Genomic DNA, 17,995 nt, shown 5'->3' with positions numbered 1-17,995 from the left:
CCGCTCAAGTCCTTGATGTCGGGTACGGCATCGAAANCAGGGTAAANGATATGCGCGGTGATTTGGCGAATTTGCTCCATCGAGTAATCCCGCCGCTGGCGAATGACTTTGCGCTTTTNCAGCGGGTGGGCAGGATTGCGCATATCCACCAGTTGCATGCGGATGGCCCAATTAAACAGTGCCAAAACGTGCCGGAGCGCTGTGTTGTAAACGTACGGTGAGGTAAACTGTTTCTGGTAACGCTCGATGTCCAATGGTTTGATTGTGGATAAGGGCCTATCCAAGAACATCGTGCCGAGATCGGTGTAGTTCCGAATGTTCTTGCCCCTTTTGGTCGCGACNGTCGGGACGCGGCGGAGCCACTTCGCCATCAGCATGACAAATGAATGCTTGTAGCCGTCCGACAAACCGGAGACGTGGCTCTCCCAATAACGGTCTATCGCTTCGCGGACAGTCATGAGGTGAATGCGGCGTGGATCATTTNCATCAAGGTCAGGGTTTTCGCCAGCTTTCAGCCGTTGTTCGCGGTCTATCACCGCCAATCTTGCGGACGCTACGTTCAGGACGACGGTCGATCCCAGCGCTTTCCGATGCCGCTTTNGGTTGAAANCATAGGCATGCACGAATGTCTTGTTTCCAAGCGCCGTGACCCGCAAGCCCAGCCCCGACAAGGAGCCATTACGGATGACACCATCCTCCCCGACGGGGTAATCCCAGAAGATTTCTTGATCCTTTCCGGCAGGACACGATGACCCAAAAACAAACGAGTCGGTTAAGAACAATTTCGGCATTTCATGTAACTTCCATGTAACGGATTTATAGTTCATGTAACGCAGAATGTGAAGTAATGACGAGTGATCATATTGATAAAATGACGTAATAACATGCACTTGTTGTCATTTTATATTTCGAATATTTCGAAATGTAGCCGCTACGAATCTGAGGGTCAGGAGTTCGAATCTCTTTGGGCGCACCAAATTTTCCAAACAGTTACGTGAATTTCACCCGCCATTGCCAGGTTCATGTAACTTTGGTGTAACAGGCAGCTTTTCGCCTTTACCTTCCGATGTGCCCAGTTAGCAGACAGTGTCGCGGCAACATATCTCATCTCAACGTTGCGATTCGACACCACTTCGCACATTATCGCGTGTAACTACGGACTGATATAAAATGGGATGAGTCGCAAATAATGCTTGATCAGATGTTCACTGCGGAGAACTTCCGACGCATCTACGATGCTGAGAACCGCAAGGGGCTCGATCTGGCGACCCGGTATTTCCCAACACTCGAGAATCACACACTCGCGATTCGCGAGAAAGTGAAGGACATCCGCGGACACCGTGCGCTCGGATTGACAATGGCGACCGATGTATTTGAAGCGACGATGCTGGCTTTGAAAGCAGAATTGGCGGAACTCAAGAACGCCAAATCTACAGCGATCGATGATCTCATGGATGAGATCAGCCTGAAGGTACTGAAGCCCAATTTCAAGATCGACCTCTCCCAGAAGACTGGGCCGGGAGGGAAGCCGGTTTTCTGCATCGACGCGGAGCCAGCGACGTTTTTCGTCATCAAGCAACTCCAGCGTAACATCCATCGCATCTATGGCGTGAAGCAGGCGAACCGTCATGACTTGGTCTGTCAGCTTCGTGATATGCTCTGTAGCAGCTTTCCGTTCGAGCTGGTCCGTACCGATATTTCATCATTCTATGAGAGCATCGACCGTAAGCGACTGGTCGAGAAACTGGACCGGGACCAGCTATTAAGTCCCGCCTCGAAGAAATACATCAAGCAGGTGCTAGACTCCTACGGCAAGGTTTCTGGCACCGTGACCGGCGTACCGAGGGGCGTCGGGATCAGCGCATATTTAGCAGAGCTGTATCTTCGACCGGTCGACAAGGCCATAAAGGCGATCCCCGGATTAGTTTTATATTGCCGGTTCGTCGATGACATCGTGGCTGTATTCGCACGACCGCCCGCAGGCACAAGCCTCGGTTCCTACAAAGACCGTACTATCGCCATCTTCGATGACAACTCCCTCACGCACAATACGACAAAGACGTTTGAGGTCGCGATCGCAGATTCCAATCCCAAGGATTTCGAGTATCTCGGTTATAGTTTTAGCCCGAAAGGCGGAAAGCTCGAGATTGGCCCGAGCGCAGCGAAGGTGGATAAATATCGCACGCGCATGAAAGCTGCGTTTGACGCCTACTGGCAGGAAAGGCCCATCAGCCCGAGGATCGCGTACCGAGAGCTAGTGGGTCGCATAAAGTTTTTGACGGGTAACACGCGCCTCTCAAACAGCAAATCGCAAGCGGCTACCGGCATTTATTTCAACAACTCGGTCGTCACCGACTTGTCGAGTTTCGGTCAGCTTGACAATGAGCTAAAGGTACATATCGGCACGCTGAAAAGCACCAGTCTGCAAAAACAATTGAAAAAGCTCAAATTCACCACCGGCTTCGAGCAACGCAGATATCATAATTTCAGTACGAGAGAGTTGCAGATGATCGTAAGGGCTTGGAAACATGGCTAAGCGACGCGTCTCGCTCACCCACCGAAAACAGCGATCCGTGCTGACGGATATGCTGCCATTCGAGGTGCCGCCGACTTTTTCCAATCGAGGCTTTTACCGCTTTCTTCGGGACAACAGCGTCGAGATCGAAAACAAGCAGCTGCGCTGGGTATGCGGAACTGACGCCCTTGATCGAACTATGCGGCTGCTGTTCGGGATCGATACCACTTTTGCGATCACGACCACTGTCGTGACCGAATGGGGCAAACTGAAAACGCGCCGCTCAGTGCCCATCGGCAAATGCAAGATGGCAACTATACCATTTAATTTTCGCGTATCTCACAACCTAGATGGTCGTACATTAAGCGTTATTCATCCGCGCAATCAGGTCGCGGTGGCGAGCTTCTACGCAACGCATAGCGCGCTTATTATCTATCATACGTCTGTCAGCGAGTTTTCGATCCGTCGTCCGGTATCGGTGTCACGCTACGCATACTTCAAGGACAAGCTTCATGAAGAACGCCTAGATGGCGTCGCCGGGCTGGAGGAGGAGGATCGGGAATACGAGCAACTCGGCTCTTATTTCGTTTACCGGAAGTACCGCAACATCCATCGCTTCTTCGAGTCTTACAAATATCACCGCAGTGAAAAAANGTATGATGCGATGGTGCAAATCGACGTGAACAAATGCTTTGACAGCATATACACTCACTCTCTGCCATGGGCTCTTCTGGGCAAGGACCAGACAAAGTTCCATCTTGATGATTCGAAGGCAACGTTCGGCGGGCGCTTTGATGCCCTGATGCAGGATCTCAACCATAAAGAGACCAACGGCATCGTCATTGGTCCTGAGTTTNCAAGGATTTTTGCCGAGATCATTTTGCAATCTGTCGATGCTGAATTGATCACACAGTTGGCTGAAGGAGCGAATCTTACTCACAAAGTCGATTACGAAATTTTCCGATATGTCGATGATTTCTTTGTTTTCTACAACGAAGATTCCACGCAGCTCAAAATTTTCGAGACCCTTCAGCAAATTCTAAAGGCCAAGAAGCTCAGTATCAATACGGCAAAGATCAAGCATTACAAGAAGCCTATCATCACCGAGATCACAATTGCCAAAGAGCGGATTTCGATCCTTTTGAACGGCGAGGTGAATCCGATTTGCGAGGAGGAGCCTCTGGCCGACGCTTCCAAGCCGCCGAAGCAGAAGCTGGTATGCGCCATAAACGCGAACCGTCTGATCATCAGGTACAAAGCGGCTATCAAAGAGGCGGGCGTCACCTACGGCGATCTGCTAAATTATACGTTCGCCATTATCGAGAACAAGCTCGAGAAGCTGTTCGAGGCGTACATTACAAGCAACAAAACGGACCGTGACCGCAAGCATCTTTCTAATGCCTTACTGGCAATTATGGAGTTCGCATTCTTTGCATACTCGGCAAGCCCGAAGGTCAACCACACCATCCGACTTTGCCGTATGATCACGGCTTCGGTGGAGTTTCTACATGTTCAGGGGCTTCCCTACGAGCAGAAGCACCTCCTGTTCAAGTACGTCCACGACAACGTAATGCAGCAACTCGAAAAAANTACGATGAGTGTTCATCGTGAAGTCGAGAGCCTATACCTGCTCATTTCCCTGTCACAGATTGGTCGCGAATACTGGCTGCCCGTGTCGGTGCTTCTCCAGCACTTCCTCATCAAGGAGGAAANGGATACGGGGAATTATATTAGACCCACTGGATTCATGAACCACTTTTCGATCACGATCCTGCTGGCATATATCAAGGACAAGGTCAGATACGGAAAGTTGAAAGCCTTTGTTGAGGCGCATATCATCGCGAAGCTCGAATACATGAAGGCACATTGCCCAAACGATGCTGAGACGCTGATCATGCTGCTTGATCTTGTCGTCTGTCCCTACATTAACGCAGTTACCAAAGATACCATCGGGTTGATCTTCGGACTGGATGCCGTAGGCCTTGCATCCGTTCAGTCGGCTAACGATCACTGGTTTACTGCCTGGGGCGATAAGTTTGATCTGGGGAAGGAACTGGACGCGAAGCGCAGCCGTGAGGTATACTGACGTCGGCGCTCCGCTTTACCCTTAATGGCTGTTGGCAGCCCACACACAAGCGCCCTCACTTCCCCTATATCAATTGGGGGTTGGGTAACTGGACGGTAGGAGCGGGCCGTCCCTTTTCATTGTAGTTGCGAACAAGCGAATTCGGTAGTTGGCTGCCTCCTTTCCGGCTTCCAGTAACGGTCAATATGTGTGAGGCTGGTTTTAACGACTTAATTGCGCAACTGAAAAGGGTCGCGGTGCCCGCGCGATATTTCGCTGTGTGGGGNCCGAGTGGCTTCGCCCCTTCTCTTCCCCAAACAGGTTTTCCGCCCAGCTTCCTCCATTACGCTGCGCTGCATTGCGTGCAGCCGGTTCCCCGCGAATCCCTGTTGTCCCCTTCCAGCCCCACCGCTCACGCGGCTCCGGGAAGCAGGACGGGGTCTTGTTTCTCTGTCCATTTCAAATCAAGTGAAGGGACAATCCTATGACAACAATCCAAACCACCCGCATCCGTGAACTGAATGACGTGTTCCGGACTACGTGGCTCACCGGCACCGTGTTGCTGACCTCCGGCATTCAAAGCCTTGCGGATGCGACGCAATCCCACATCGTTGAAGGCGTCCAAGACTTTAACGCCTTCACACCCGACAATGACCCCCATGGTGAGCATGATTTCGGCGCGGTGACTGTCGATGGGCATAAGGTCTTTTGGAAAATCGACTACTATGACCTGAGCGTGCAATTCGGTTCGGACGATCCCGCTAACCCTGCTGTCACAAAGCGGGTTCTCACGGTCATGCTGGCTGAGGAATATTAGGCAACGAACCGGAAGCCTTAGAGGAAGACGTGAACACTTCGCGCCTTCCTTCATCCTGTACGACCTTGCCACCGTTTTGGCGATTGTTGTATGTTGCTTCCATAAATCGAGCCCCAGATTTCCATTCATCGCACCGTCAGGAAAGTGTAGGATTAAATCGTGTCGCGTGTTATAAATAGGTAGAAACGAAAGTGACGACCATGCGCACCACGCAATCATTAAGTATCACCCTCCCCATCGACATGGCCGAAATGGTCAAGTCCAAGGTCGCCTCTGGCGAGTACGCTACCGAAAGTGAAGTTATCCGCGACGGACTGCGCACACTCGCCGCGCGTGACGCCGCCGTGGAGCGCTGGCTGCGGGACGAAGTTGCCCCTGCCTACGATGCTCATAAAGCAGATCCTACACGGGCGGTTTCCCTCGATGAAGGCATGGCGCAAGTCCGGGCGCGGATCGCCAAAGGCGAAGGCCGCCGCTAAATGAAGTATTATGCCGTGCGCTTGTCGCCCGAGGCGCAGACCGACCTCGTGTTGATGCACGCTAACATCGTGGACAGGTCCAATTCTAACGTCACTGCCGACACATATATTGACCGTATCAGTGGGTTTGTAAGTTCGTTGAACGTCTTTCCAGAACGCGGCACGGTTCGTGACGAGACGCGCGCGGGGCTGCGTATTATTGGGTTTGAGCGCAGCGCCAGCGTGGCTTTTGTCGTAGAAGACAATGAAGTCGTGGTTTTGCGCATTCTGGCTAAAGGTCAAGAGTTCGACCGAACCATCAGCCTCTAGGAAAATGGCAGCGCAAAGCATGATGAATATCGGTGAAGAATTTACTTGGACGAATTGCGGAGCAGATATTAGCAAATACGCGAACACTAGAACTATCACTGATTATCTGAAACACGTGATTGGTCCCGCCATTCTCTCAATTGAAANCAAGATTGAAGAGTACGAGGCCCTAGGCGATGCGTACGCCATTTTTGGTGTTTCAGATCTGCAAAATGTAAAGCGAGAGACCTTACTTGCCTTCAGCTTGGGAATGCAATCGCTCTGGNAACGCCAATTCAGAAACTATCTCCGTCAATCTGCAAGTGAACTGAAGCCCAACGACAAGAAATTTGCCGAAAGATCAAAGGGCCCGAAGTGGGACGATCTGGAAAAACTTTTTGAGGAACTGAGGGGAGTCGAGTTAAAACGATTCAAGTCCTATTATGCCTTGAACACGTTAAACCGTTTGGGAAATGCGGCACGCCATGGGGATGGATATGCACTCCAACACTTGCGAAAAANCAATCCTGAGCTGTTTCCACTTGCCAACAAATTTTCGAATGAAGCGCCGCTTGAGATTATGCAAATCCATCTTAAAGACTTTGCATCGGCCATTTGCTCTTTCTGGAATGAGATGGAGCTCGTTCGCCTTCGCAGTCTGACAGCACGCGATACCAGAATATCAAAGGCAATTGAGGATTTAGTTACAGATATAAACGCATCTTTCCCCTTGGCTGCAATCGGCGGCAATAATGGCTCATCCGAAGCAGTCAACACTTGACCGATTAAGGGTAAAACAATTGCCTCAGATCACGAATCCATCAGACGCTCTTGAGCTTTTTCAAGAAGCCTTCAGCAAGGGCAATATCCCTTTGATGATTTGCAAGTTCGATCCTTCTATGTCGATGTGCGTGGACGAGCCCAACGGGAAACGTCGTATTAGCTTTGTAAAGGTCGAGGGACAGACGCTAACAATACTCGTTATGTTTGTTGTGGTCGGTCTAAGAGATGGCACTCTCTGTTTCAACATCGGCTATGCGGTGCCGCCGTCACATCAGGGGCAAGGGATTGCGAAAATGGCTGTTGAAAACGCGATCATAGAGATGAAAANCGGAATAGGTCGCCCATTTTACGTCGAGGCAATTGTTGGATTAGACAATCCTACCTCACAACGCGTGGCGAATACGACCATCTCTGAGCATGCGACCACTATAACGGATGATGTCTCAGGCCTTCCCGCTTTACTATATCTACGAAGAGTGGATTGACGACTGGTTCATATATTTCTTTAAAAATCACAGATCACATTTAGTTACAGAAGCTAGCAGCTATACGTAGAAGCCGCACACTCACACGCACATTTTTACGCACACTGAAAATCAAACTCGAAATAAAAAANTAGAATCAATATCTTACAGATAGGTCGCGCTGACTTTTAATGCGCGGGTCGTGGGTTCGAGTCCCACGCCTCTCACCACTTCCAACTTCCCCTTATAAGACTACTGACTTCGACAAACGTAGCGAGAGCGTCATTGTTACGCCCGTTCATCCTGCTTTGAGTTGCGCGCCTAGGCATTTGTTAAAGCAAATAATCCCTCTAGTTGAAACCAAACATGCTGATACCACATTGTTATGTATGATGAGTTCAGCCGATTAACGGCTTTGAACAAATTGGAGGAGGCACTTATGAACAACCGTACGATTACTATCGTGATTGCGGGCATCGTCGTGGTTATGGCGATTGCCTACTTTATGACGGGTACCAGCACCACGAGCACGACCGGGACGCCAGCCAGCCCACCGCCAGCAACTACGACTCAACCGTCAACACCTGCACCAGCACCGGCCACACCGGCTCCTGCTACCCCAGCACCGGCAACACCTGCGCCATCAACTCCGGCTCCGGCAACGCCGTAATCTATATAGCCGTTGGCTAATATCGAACATTGAATAGGCAAGAGATACAAACGCCCNGCTATTTCCATGCGGGNCGTTTTTGCGTTTGATAAGTTAATTTTAGAGGCTCTTAGAGGTTCTGCGGCAACGCCAGTTCCAGTCGCGTGGCTCACCCAAATCCATATGAACCGATTCTGTATGGCAGTAGGTGCCCACGCCACCCCTATCCGGTATGGAACGCAAATAATTTGCCAAGTCCCACTTGGAAACGCCGCTGACCTGAATGTCGGCCGCATCGCAGGTATAGTGCTTGGAACCTTGCGTTGTCGCCCTGGGCGGGCGATATCCGGACGTCACTGTTGCGGGCCGCCCATAATGCGTTTCGACTTCCTTGATTCGCTTGATCAGCTCCGGCTTGAAACAACCGACATTAACCTGTTCTGTCTGCACCAACAGCCCATTGGGCGCGATGCGGCTAAGGCCAGACAGCGAAGCAAGCTTCATCAGCCCCGCAGGCTTGTCGTCTTCTTCGACATGGGTATCATCAAACTCGTCGGACATCGTCTGGCGACCGTTGAGAGCGATGCCTGTGGCCTGCTGCGCAGAAACCGGCAAGGCTGCAATCTGGGTCAACCCCGCGGCACTGCCAGAGCCTCGTTTCTTCGCAGCGGTGGCAAAAAACGCAGCGATTGGAACGGCGGTCGTATCCGCGGGAAGGCTCGGCTTTGTCGGCGCAGCAGTGTTCGCCATCGCCTGCGCTGTCCCTGAAACTGCAGGAGAAACACCGCTCGCAGAATGCTGCTCACCGGCTTGCGCAGTAACGGGATTGGTGGATGGCTGAGGTGGGGTTACCGGTGCTGAGTAAACGCTGTTCAGCGCAGGAACAATTTTGGGCGATGGCGCGTAGGCCGGGACGCTTGCCGTTGCAGCACTAGCAGCAGGAGCCACCCCCGAGGCAGAATTTGCGTAAATACTTAGAGAACTGGCCGATATACCCGTCGGCTGTGTCGATAGCCCGGAAATCTGCGGTGTCTGTCCATTGACCTGCTGTGTTGCCTGACCTGGGGCTGCAGCGGCGGCAGTGTGTTGTGCCGCAGTCGAATTAGATCCCGAAACCATTGCGGGATCGACGTAGCCATTACGCTGGCCCTGCACTGGGGCGCCAGCCTGTGCCGCGGAAGCAACCGCAGATGGCGCGGTAGCCGCCGGCATCGGCGCCACAGACGCATTCTTGTCTTCAGAGACTGCCGAAACGCAGCCGGATAGCGCCAGAATAACGGCTGCAGCGAGATAGCCCTTAGCCAAATATGCCGAATTGCCATTGAGGTTTTTCAAGGCAAAGCCTCCGCAAATGCGTTTAAACTCGACCAACCCTCTAGCACAGCGCTGCCGAAACTGGATAGGCATATTCGTCCATTGACGAAACCTGCCAGGCCAGCAACGCCAGCGCCGTTGTGTTTGCCCCCCTTAAAGAGGGAGAATCACCTTACCAGGAGCCGGTATTCTCCATGGATATCCACGGTTCGGCTGGTGCAAGGCTTGCGCCTTTCTGCAATATCTCGATGGAGATGCCATCTGGCGAGCGCACAAATGCCATATGTCCGTCACGCGGAGGACGGTTGATGACGACGCCGCTTTCGTGAAGTTTGGCACAGGTCTCATAGATATCATCGACCTCATAGGCAAGATGGCCAAAGTTGCGGCCACCCGCATAGTCTTCCGCGTCCCAATTATATGTCAGCTCAAGGCACGGCGCCTTGTTGTCGCGGGCTGACGCAACATCATCGGTTGCAGCCAGAAAAACGAGGGTGAAGCGGCCTTTTTCATTTTCGATGCGGCGGACTTCTTCCAGGCCAAAGACTGTCCCATAAAAATGCAGGGATTTTTCGAGGTCCTTTACCCGAACCATAGTGTGCAGATATCGCATGTACTTCTCCTTCTCGTTTTAATCTTGCCGTTACGGCAGGTAAGTCAGCCCTGAGCAAGCCCAAAGACATAAAAGCAGGTGGATAAATCAAAAACTAGGGCTTGCGCGAAACCGTTACCAAGATGTTAATCTATCTTCAGGGAATCAGTTGACCGTAATGGTGCGTGCGTAGAGGGGCTGGGTGGAAATGTCGGACAGAACGTCGTCGAAAAGCGTTGTCGATTTCGAAGATTTTTCGGGCGATGCAGTCGACCTGATCGAAATCACCGGTGTTGTGAAATGGTTTGACGTAGCCAAGGGTTTCGGCTTCATCGTACCTGATAACGGCCTGCAGGATGTTCTTCTACACGTCTCCTGCCTGCGCCGCGATGGCTACCAGACAATTCTCGAGGGCACACGCATCGTGGCGCTCATCCAGCGTCGGGATCGCGGTTACCAGACCTTCCGTGTTCTTTCCATGGACCAGTCGACAGCGGTTCACCCATCGCAGCTGCCACCCGTCCGAACCCACGTGCAGGTAACGCCGTCCAGTGGACTGGAACGTGCCATCGTAAAATGGTTCAATCGCACCAAGGGCTTCGGCTTTCTCACACGCGGGGAAGGCACGGAGGACATTTTTATCCATATGGAAACGCTCCGCCGCTTCGGGTTGGCGGAGTTGCGCCCGGGCCAGGTCGTTCTCGTGCGTTTCGGCGATGGCGATAAAGGATTGATGGCCGCAGAAATCCATCCGGATAATCCTACCCCTATCGGAATGGCGCACTGATGATCGGAAATCTGCTGTCCAGAAACATCGTGAGTGCAGTTGCTGCGCTCACGTTTTTNGTTGCGGCTATCACGCCGCTTTCGGCAGAGGAAACTTTCTCCTCGGAACCACTAACGATTCAGACCTTAGATGGCAAGAAACACGAATTCACCGTCGAACTCGCGACGACGGATGCTCAGCGTCAGCAAGGACTGATGCACAGGAAGTCGATGGGCCAAACCAACGGCATGCTGTTCGATTTCAAGATGGATCGCGAAGTAACGATGTGGATGAGAAACACGCTCATTCCGCTCGACATGCTGTTCATTTCCAAAGCTGGAAAGATCGAACATATCCACGCAGGTGCGGTTCCGCACTCCGAATCAATCATCAGTTCGCGTGGTGCGGTGCGTTACGTTCTGGAACTGAACGGGGGATCAGCGAAGAGTTTTGGGATTAAAACCGGCGACACGGTTCGCAGCGCACAGATTGGGAATATCAACCAATAGTGCTTGGCCGGGCGTCCGCCGCCCGGCATCAAAACGTCACCTCAGTAGCAAGGCTCGACGTGGCTCAGAATTCGGCAATTCGAAATAGAAGAAGCGAGATTGATAGCAATATCAATGGCTTCTACAGAATCAGCTGTGCCTTCAAGATAGATCACATCGTTCTCGACCGATGCCGAAATACTCGACTTCTCGAGGCCCGACTCGAATGCCAGAGCTGACGTTATCGCCTGGCAAACACCGGCCATACGATCGCCAAAAAAGCTTTCCTGTATTCCAGACATATTGAACATTATCGGATCTCCTCGGTTGTTAGTATACAACGTCTAAGTCGTATTTTCGTTCATCTCCGGTTCATTTATTCGTTCATCTTCCATTCATCTTGGAAAAAAGGAACCCNTAACCCGTTCACTTTTTTCGTGAACGGGAACTAATGCGTGAATTTCGGGTTCGTGAGGAGAACTATGGGAAGGAGGAACCCCATGCTAATTCATAGAACAGAACCCTGCCACCACGCCGAGTGGATCAAGCCTGTCGCGATCCATTTGCCACTTTGTGCGGCGCTGGAAATCTACAGCCCGTTGATCGCTCTGGATATGCTCATGTACCGCTGGCCCAACGACCACGGCCCGGAATACACACAGGCGAGACAAAACTGCCTTGATGCATTAGTGGGCAAATGTGATCTGGAAACAGCGCGCGAATCATTCATGATCGCAAGCAATCACGCCCATGTGCTGAACGTTCATTGACGTTCCAGATTTCGGGCTTTTATCACGACTGATTACGCGGTTTNGGTTTGTCCATCTTCGCGTAATTTGCACTGAAAAGATTGACGAATTTTAAGTGCTCCTGAAANCATCGGGTCATTCTGCTGCGTTTGAACTGGGCACATTTAGGATTCGGACATAAAAAAANCCCGCCGGAGCGGGTTTCGAGCTGGGAAATCATACTCGGCTTTGGGGTCGACGTTACCCGATTTGGGAGAGGTCCGACTTGCGGTAAAAGCGCGCAATGAAACCTGTCGGCTCAAAAATCGGCGCGATCCCAGCTAAGTCGAGTTCATTTTNGATCGTTGCTCTATAGCCTTGCCTCGACCTGGCAATTTGGGACAGAGAGACATAATATCTTTCGAAGTCTAGAACAGACTGGCGTTCAACCAGTTTGACTGTTTTACCTGTTTCACGACGGGCGCTTCTGACGTGCAGGTAGCCAAGTTCAATCAGCAAGCTAACCGTAGCGGTGGTTGTCCCGAGAACACGCTCGACTTCTTTCGTTCGCATCCAGTGTTCATCACCACCGGCCATGGGGCTTACATCAGGTTTGAAACCATCATGGTCAACGCGAATCCGGGAGAAGAACGGCTCATCTCCCTGCTGCAGGTAAGACCTGACGGTTCCGCTGAAGATCATGGACGCTACGTGTTGGAAAGAGAGGTGCCAAGCCTGACAGGCTTCAACGATGGAAATCGTTCCGTCGTGGGTCTGCACCGCGGTCATGTTTGCGCCGAACTTGCGCTCAAAACCTCTCAGGTCAGCCTCGCGGATTCGCGTGTAAGGGCGAGTATCGTCTGAGCGTTTTTCAACACATTCGATGATATTCAGTTTCAAGACATCATCCATCCTGGCCTCGGTCAGGCCAAGGACGACTGCCGCCTCCTTGCTTGTAAGGGTTTCCGATGCCGCTCTTAGAATCTGCGCACCCAAAGTTGCATCGAAATACGCTTGAGACGTCGGAAGGTCATGCTGGAACCCTGGAATATTCTCTTGGATCAACGCCTTGATCCGATCCTTGTGCATCCCGAAGTCCGCATGCGCGGTATTCACACAATATAGATGGCGAACCTCTACAGGTTTAAAGATTGTCTCACCTGGGCCAAACGGCATATTTCGCTCGAGAATATCTTGGATCAAGTCGGCAATCGGTACGTAAACCGCCTTCGAGAGGTTGCGGCGGAGCCATCGTGTCATGGGTCCAAGCACAGTCTCGACCCGCCGTTTGTTAGGTGGGTTTTGCTTGATCACATCAGAAATCAACGCACGGATCGCGGGCTCTCCTTTGGACGCGAGCAGGAAACCCCATTCATTTACGCTTCTGCCTTCAGGCATTTGATCCCGGATATCGTGGAGAACCAAGAAATCACCCAGGTAGCGTGAGAACTCGGCAGCCACGTGGACGTCGAGCGCGTCCAGGAAGCTGGCTCCGCCGTCCTTGAACACCCGCTCGCGAAGGTATCGGTCGAGCGCCGGCTGTCGCCTTGGGAGGGGCGCCGCAGCCACCCCCTCGATATGTGCAATGTTGTCTCGTACAAATCGAGGAAAGTCGTGGATATCATCCTCGGAATCCACCGACACCTCGAGTAACGCGCAATCGTGCACGTGGCACCCTTCGATCCCTCGTACGCTCCACCACGCTCGGCGATACGCGCGGGACACCAGACGTCCCGACATCATTCTTCTATCCTCGAGGATGCAACATGCGCAGAATCGGTGCGTCCGACCAGGTCGCATGTCCTTGCTCAGGGTCGCTCGACCCATCTGCCAATTGCCACCCGCCCCGGAACCCACGACCGCCAGTGTCTTAAGGCATGACACGGCGACGCCCGACCAATCGCTGACCATCGACAGTGCGTCGGCCTCACCTTGAACGATGGCCTTTGCGGTCACATCCGTATGACCGAGGAACGACCGCAATGACGCAAATCCGTTCGCTGCGGCAAGACGGGCGACGAAATCGATTGCAGTCTCGTCGGCGTAATGGTCGAGGATTACAGGCAGAACCATCACTCACGTCCCTTCTTTTCAGGGGTCCACAGATCGGCGACAGAGTTCGCGGGATCGATTTCACTCCATCGGGCCGCGGCGTAGATGTTGTCGCTCGGCAGGCACCCGCTGGTACGTGAGTAGTTGAAGACGAAAGCGCGCAGATCGACGGTGTCCTTGCCCTTGCTCCTAGCCAGGGAGCACGCCCCTTGGATTGCCGTAACGATCTCGCCGAAGCAGCCGCTGTTAGCCCAGCACAGCCGCCCGAGGAAATCATCGGTGCGGAGTTCGTCGGGAAGCACCAGGCCGAATTTGGCTTCGACGATGTCGGTAAGAATTCGCTGGATGTCCGCCCGGTTCTTGGGCAGGCTCAAAGGTACGAAGCGCATGATCATCGAGCGGTTCTTAACCTGGCCGTCGCCGCCCTTCAGCAAATCTGCTAGGTCCGGCACTCCCGAAANGATAAGATGCAATGGCCAGTCGGCGATCTGCATCAGAGACTTGATGCGGTCCTGAACATCGAGGATCGCCTTGCTGCTCGTGTGACGGCGTAGATGCTGGGCTTCGTCAACGTGCAGGTAGATGATCCCGCGCTCACGGAACTGGGTCTTCACAGTCGCATAGAGTTCGGCTTCCGTCTGCCTCGCCTTCGACGGAACTCCGATGGCATCGAGGATCGCCACTGCGAAATCCTTCGGCCCACAGGGCTTGGGTGCCTCCAGGCTCAGAAGCGGACGCACCTCCTCGCCATATTCGTTCACCTGCGGCTGGAATTCGGGCATATGGAGGAAATGGTGCTCCAACGCCGTCGACTTTCCGGTGCCCGATCCACCCAACAGGAACAGGGCGCGCNGTCGCGAGCCGACACCGCGACGGCAAAGTTCGACGTTGTCGACCATCTCCCGCAGCAGAGGCATCAACATCTTGTCGCCCGGATTTTCGATGTAGTCGTAAACGTCCGGCTTCTTGCCGCCGTTGTCTTCAACTCCGATGTTCATGGCAACCATATTCAGTACTCCTCGTAATAGTTGTCGGTCGTATCGACAGATGCAGTCTCTTCGGCTGGCGTTTTCGCGACGATGGCGACCTCGCGCTTCTTCTTCCTCGCGTCCCTCTCGCGCTCGGCGTGGAACGATGGCACTGCGGTGGTCGGGGCGATAGAACCGTCGCGGAGCGGGTCGTCTGGAAGCGCGAACGACGACGTTACGGAGGGGGTGTCAGCCGACTGCACTGCCTTCCAGGCACCGAACAGCTCGGACTCGGCAACCTTGTAATGTTCCGCGGTGAAGTTACGCGGTGTCAGATTGGCGCGAAGCGCCGCCGCTACCCCGGTCTCGCGGAGGCGATTGATGGCGCGGTACATCGCCGCCAGTCCCGCCTCCGCTTCGGATGCGTGCTGGGCACGAATTTCGCGTCGCGCCACAATCCATTCCGCGAGGGAAAGATCGCGTCCGATACCGACGAGGTTTTTCACGACAAACCAGCCCTTGTCGCCGCGAACCGCGATGTGCTCCAGGTTTTCGGGATCGGCCTTGATCTCGTACTCCATCTGGTCAACCTTCGTCCGCTGGCGGTGAAGCTCCTCGTTGCCGTACGGAATTCCCATGAACGGGATACCGTACTGGCCGATGTGCCGTTTGAACTTTACGCCGAAGATGTGGAGCATCTGCTCCGGGTCCTGGCTCGGAAACTCGATCCCGTCCTCCTGAACAGCTCGCGTCCAGGCATTGTGCGGCGTACCGCCACCAAGGCCGCTGTGGGGCTTGTTGTGGTAGATGTCGCAGATGGCGAAGGTGAAGAGACGGATCATCTCGTCGACCTGCAGGCTGATCTGGTGCTCGGGATTGTAGTCGCCCTTTTCGGCAACCGAACCGAAGGTCCTGCCCGTGAAGTACGCCGCGATCAGTGGGCCGATCGAATGGAACAGGCTTTCGATGAAGGGACGCGCCTTGGGATTTCCGGCCTGGGGACGATTAAAGGTAATCTTGGCGGCACGCATGATGCCCTCCACCACCTCGTTGGCGAACTCCTTGCCGTTGTCACTGAAAATGTCACGAGGCTGGACCAATCCGATCCAGGGTGTTTCGGCCCCGACGAAATCGGAGATGTGGCGCTTGTCGGACATGATCATGCGGATGGCCGCAGCCGCCGAAACCGCGTTGGGATTCAAGCTCGCACGAAACGCCAGGATGTAGCGCGTGGCCACGTCGATCGCCGCCACGAACCAGATACGCTTGCCGACGACAGCCTCCTTGTAAGAAGACGGCAGGATGTCCCACATCCCGGTTTCGACGAACAAGGTCATGAGATCGACGTTCCAGAAGTCGATCTCGATACGCTCACCCACCAAAGCATTGATGCCGCGCTTGACCATCCCGAACCGCTTGAGCGCCGAGGCGCGTCCGTGACGGCCGTCCCATTTATCAAACGCGTCGAACCTGGAAATAATCGATTCGAACTTGTGTCTGGTGACCTTCAGGAGCGGCACGGTTCGCTCGGCGTTCACCTTTGCAAGCGCGGCGACGTAATCGCGGTAGGACTGAGCCATCGAGGGCTTCCGGTCCGTCATGTAGTTCAGCGCCTCTTTATGGGCGAACGCCACCGAGTCCGCGTCCACCTTTCGCATGTGCAAGCCCGGTCCATGGTGACGATGGACGATACCGAGGACATCTCCACCACAGGCGTGGTAACGCTTGTAGTCTCGACGGAACGTCTTGATGGATGGCTTGGGGAAGGCCTCAACCACGATCATCTCATCGGCGCGCGGACCATCTTCATTGGTGACCGCGTCGTCGAGGCCCAGCATTTCGCAGAGGATTTCCTTCCGCCAGGCGCTGAGCTTATCGTCGAATTCCTTTTCGACCAGCGGGGCTTCTTGCCGAGCACACGGCGCTCGGCATCGAAGCGCTCGATGAGCTTCTCACGGAACAGCGCCAGCGGCCGACGCTTTCCGGTGATACTGTCGATCGTCGTGTCTTCACCAAAGATCGCCCGCAGTCGCTGGTTTTCCGGTGCGTTGTAGCCGTGGCGAATCTTCGCGGCACCGCTCACGAGCCTCGTGTAGACATCTCCGTGCGAGATGAACTGTTCGTCGTTCACGTTCGTCTCGTTGCTGAACGTCCAGCCGTCCACGTCCCGTTTCTTGGGCTTCCAGTTGACCTCGCCTTCGCTGAAGCGATCGGCATGGCGCATCTTGACGATGGCGTGGTTGAAGACTTTAGGCATGATAAGGTCGGTCGGCATCGCAGGCTCCTTTGTTGGGCGATCAGCAGTCGGGTGATGTGTGTGGGGTTATCGGCGGACCGTCAGCATGGTGAGGTCGTCGATTCTAGCGGGTGTCTCCGTCAGGACGACGCGATCGTCGATCAAGAGCAAAATTGCGGTCCGTCGCTTGGCTCGGTCCTCGCACCCTCGGAGAAGTTCCCCGAAGCGAAACCGCCCGTGGAACTTCTGTACGTCCTCGTAGGCTCGGTCGTACTCGGCATCGATACGCATGCGACGAGCGCGCATGATGCGTTCAGCGTTCTCGTAGGCACCGTATGTCGCCTCGCGCTCGGTCATAAGGTGGATGTCGTGCACCGCGCCTGGCGTCGTCGAGCCGTTCCGGTTCTTGCGAAGAAAGCCTTCCGCCTTGATACGCTTCAAAAGGTCCGCCATCACATCCGACTTGCGGGCGTGCTTCACCGCAATGGCGACGGTCTCGTCGTTGTCGAATACAACGCAGAAGTCGCAGACGTGTTCGCGCATGACTCCGTCGGCATCACGGTACAGAAGCACCGGGTACTGGGAGTAGATGGCCTTGATGTCTTTGCGGAGCTGGAGGACCTTCGACACCCGGCGTTCGAGATCGCTCTCGTGATAGACGACGACGTCGTTGAACACCGAGAAGCCACGAAGGGTTTTAGCGTGGGTGGCTGGCGGCTTTCGAACAGCGCGTTCGGCTACCGGCTCGTTCCAGAAGATAGTTTCAGGCGTCGTTCCTACGACGATTCCGC

Annotated in this window: 18 protein-coding genes; 10 read left to right on the top strand and 8 right to left on the bottom strand. The window is 53.8% G+C overall.

Features of this window, described 5'->3' with window-relative positions:
- Positions 1 to 1,189 precede the first annotated feature (1,189 nt).
- The 7 genes from drt3a (at position 1,190) to CUC55_RS02045 (ending at position 8,081) form a co-directional block, all read left to right on the top strand.
- Positions 1,190 to 2,536, top strand: coding sequence for an antiviral reverse transcriptase Drt3a (gene drt3a, locus CUC55_RS02080; protein ID WP_067652571.1), 1,347 nt, complete (start codon positions 1,190 to 1,192; stop codon positions 2,534 to 2,536).
- Positions 2,529 to 4,601, top strand: coding sequence for an antiviral reverse transcriptase Drt3b (gene drt3b, locus CUC55_RS02075; RefSeq protein ID WP_103086830.1), 2,073 nt, complete (start codon positions 2,529 to 2,531; stop codon positions 4,599 to 4,601). The genes drt3a and drt3b overlap by 8 nt, the downstream gene beginning before the upstream one ends.
- A gap of 463 nt (positions 4,602 to 5,064) precedes the next feature.
- A complete protein-coding gene (locus tag CUC55_RS02070; RefSeq protein WP_067652567.1) occupies positions 5,065 to 5,397 on the top strand; it encodes a DUF3768 domain-containing protein in 333 nt (110 codons plus the stop codon).
- A gap of 200 nt (positions 5,398 to 5,597) precedes the next feature.
- On the top strand, positions 5,598 to 5,876 hold the full coding sequence (locus CUC55_RS02065) for a ribbon-helix-helix domain-containing protein (RefSeq protein WP_067652565.1): 279 nt from the start codon (positions 5,598 to 5,600) through the stop codon (positions 5,874 to 5,876).
- Positions 5,877 to 6,185 (top strand): type II toxin-antitoxin system RelE/ParE family toxin, encoded by a 309-nt coding sequence (locus CUC55_RS02060; RefSeq protein WP_067652562.1) that lies wholly within the window; start codon positions 5,877 to 5,879, stop codon positions 6,183 to 6,185.
- A gap of 731 nt (positions 6,186 to 6,916) precedes the next feature.
- Positions 6,917 to 7,432, top strand: coding sequence for a GNAT family N-acetyltransferase (locus tag CUC55_RS02050; protein ID WP_103086828.1), 516 nt, complete (start codon positions 6,917 to 6,919; stop codon positions 7,430 to 7,432).
- 418 nt (positions 7,433 to 7,850) lie between these two features.
- Positions 7,851 to 8,081: a hypothetical protein gene (locus tag CUC55_RS02045; RefSeq protein ID WP_082760326.1), complete on the top strand. Its 231-nt coding sequence runs from the start codon at positions 7,851 to 7,853 to the stop codon at positions 8,079 to 8,081.
- A 99-nt stretch (positions 8,082 to 8,180) separates the two neighbouring features.
- Here the strand turns inward: CUC55_RS02045 and CUC55_RS02040 are convergent, their stop codons facing one another.
- Positions 8,181 to 9,395 (bottom strand): YcbK family protein, encoded by a 1,215-nt coding sequence (locus CUC55_RS02040; RefSeq protein ID WP_067652554.1) that lies wholly within the window; start codon positions 9,393 to 9,395, stop codon positions 8,181 to 8,183.
- Between the two features lie 151 nt (positions 9,396 to 9,546).
- Complete coding sequence (gene gloA, locus CUC55_RS02035) at positions 9,547 to 9,987, bottom strand: lactoylglutathione lyase (RefSeq protein ID WP_067652552.1); 441 nt, start codon at positions 9,985 to 9,987, stop codon at positions 9,547 to 9,549.
- Between the two features lie 187 nt (positions 9,988 to 10,174).
- Between gloA and CUC55_RS02030 the strand changes: the two genes are divergently transcribed.
- Complete coding sequence (locus CUC55_RS02030) at positions 10,175 to 10,753, top strand: cold-shock protein (RefSeq protein ID WP_067652549.1); 579 nt, start codon at positions 10,175 to 10,177, stop codon at positions 10,751 to 10,753.
- Positions 10,753 to 11,241 (top strand): DUF192 domain-containing protein, encoded by a 489-nt coding sequence (locus CUC55_RS02025; protein WP_103086827.1) that lies wholly within the window; start codon positions 10,753 to 10,755, stop codon positions 11,239 to 11,241. Before CUC55_RS02030 ends, CUC55_RS02025 begins: the two co-directional genes overlap by 1 nt.
- Positions 11,242 to 11,282: 41 nt before the next feature.
- On the opposite strand, the gene CUC55_RS02020 is transcribed toward CUC55_RS02025, so the two are convergent.
- On the bottom strand, positions 11,283 to 11,531 hold the full coding sequence (locus CUC55_RS02020) for a BON domain-containing protein (RefSeq protein ID WP_067652545.1): 249 nt from the start codon (positions 11,529 to 11,531) through the stop codon (positions 11,283 to 11,285).
- 189 nt (positions 11,532 to 11,720) lie between these two features.
- Between CUC55_RS02020 and CUC55_RS02015 the strand changes: the two genes are divergently transcribed.
- Positions 11,721 to 11,990 carry a DUF982 domain-containing protein gene (locus tag CUC55_RS02015; protein WP_067652541.1) on the top strand — a complete coding sequence of 90 codons (270 nt, stop codon included), beginning with the start codon at positions 11,721 to 11,723 and terminating at the stop codon, positions 11,988 to 11,990.
- 219 nt (positions 11,991 to 12,209) lie between these two features.
- Here the strand turns inward: CUC55_RS02015 and CUC55_RS02010 are convergent, their stop codons facing one another.
- The 5 genes from CUC55_RS02010 to CUC55_RS01995 all read right to left on the bottom strand — a co-directional run bounded on the left by CUC55_RS02010 (position 12,210) and on the right by CUC55_RS01995 (position 17,882).
- On the bottom strand, positions 12,210 to 14,021 hold the full coding sequence (locus CUC55_RS02010; protein WP_103086826.1) for a TniQ family protein: 1,812 nt from the start codon (positions 14,019 to 14,021) through the stop codon (positions 12,210 to 12,212).
- Positions 14,021 to 14,899, bottom strand: a complete 879-nt coding sequence (locus tag CUC55_RS02005; protein WP_425352717.1) for a TniB family NTP-binding protein — start codon at positions 14,897 to 14,899, stop codon at positions 14,021 to 14,023. Before CUC55_RS02005 ends, CUC55_RS02010 begins: the two co-directional genes overlap by 1 nt.
- Positions 14,900 to 15,009: 110 nt before the next feature.
- Complete coding sequence (locus CUC55_RS02000; RefSeq protein WP_245304028.1) at positions 15,010 to 16,806, bottom strand: transposase; 1,797 nt, start codon at positions 16,804 to 16,806, stop codon at positions 15,010 to 15,012.
- Entirely contained in the window at positions 16,749 to 17,243 is a 495-nt protein-coding gene (locus CUC55_RS23060; protein WP_245304027.1) for a hypothetical protein, read from the bottom strand. Before CUC55_RS23060 ends, CUC55_RS02000 begins: the two co-directional genes overlap by 58 nt.
- Before the next feature lie 48 nt (positions 17,244 to 17,291).
- Positions 17,292 to 17,882, bottom strand: coding sequence for a hypothetical protein (locus CUC55_RS01995; RefSeq protein WP_245304026.1), 591 nt, complete (start codon positions 17,880 to 17,882; stop codon positions 17,292 to 17,294).
- Positions 17,883 to 17,995 lie beyond the last annotated feature (113 nt).

Source organism: Agrobacterium bohemicum (assembly GCF_002896715.1).
Taxonomy (GTDB): Bacteria; Pseudomonadota; Alphaproteobacteria; order Rhizobiales; family Rhizobiaceae; genus Agrobacterium; species Agrobacterium bohemicum.
Note: the sequence above shows the minus strand (reverse complement) of the source record. Positions and strands in the feature narration are given on the sequence as shown.

Bases quoted from the DNA above. Each gene is read 5' to 3' on its own strand.
- drt3a (WP_067652571.1), top strand. From the start codon at position 1,190: ATGCTTGATCAGATGTTCACTGCGGAGAACTTCCGACGCATCTACGAT.
- CUC55_RS02070 (WP_067652567.1), top strand. From the start codon at position 5,065: ATGACAACAATCCAAACCACCCGCATCCGTGAACTGAATGACGTGTTC.
- CUC55_RS02065 (WP_067652565.1), top strand. From the start codon at position 5,598: ATGCGCACCACGCAATCATTAAGTATCACCCTCCCCATCGACATGGCC.
- CUC55_RS02060 (WP_067652562.1), top strand. From the start codon at position 5,877: ATGAAGTATTATGCCGTGCGCTTGTCGCCCGAGGCGCAGACCGACCTC.
- CUC55_RS02045 (WP_082760326.1), top strand. From the start codon at position 7,851: ATGAACAACCGTACGATTACTATCGTGATTGCGGGCATCGTCGTGGTT.
- gloA (WP_067652552.1), bottom strand. From the start codon at position 9,987: ATGCGATATCTGCACACTATGGTTCGGGTAAAGGACCTCGAAAAATCC.
- CUC55_RS02030 (WP_067652549.1), top strand. From the start codon at position 10,175: ATGTCGGACAGAACGTCGTCGAAAAGCGTTGTCGATTTCGAAGATTTT.
- CUC55_RS02020 (WP_067652545.1), bottom strand. From the start codon at position 11,531: ATGTTCAATATGTCTGGAATACAGGAAAGCTTTTTTGGCGATCGTATG.
- CUC55_RS02015 (WP_067652541.1), top strand. From the start codon at position 11,721: ATGCTAATTCATAGAACAGAACCCTGCCACCACGCCGAGTGGATCAAG.
- CUC55_RS02000 (WP_245304028.1), bottom strand. From the start codon at position 16,806: ATGCTGGGCCTCGACGACGCGGTCACCAATGAAGATGGTCCGCGCGCC.
- CUC55_RS23060 (WP_245304027.1), bottom strand. From the start codon at position 17,243: ATGCCGACCGACCTTATCATGCCTAAAGTCTTCAACCACGCCATCGTC.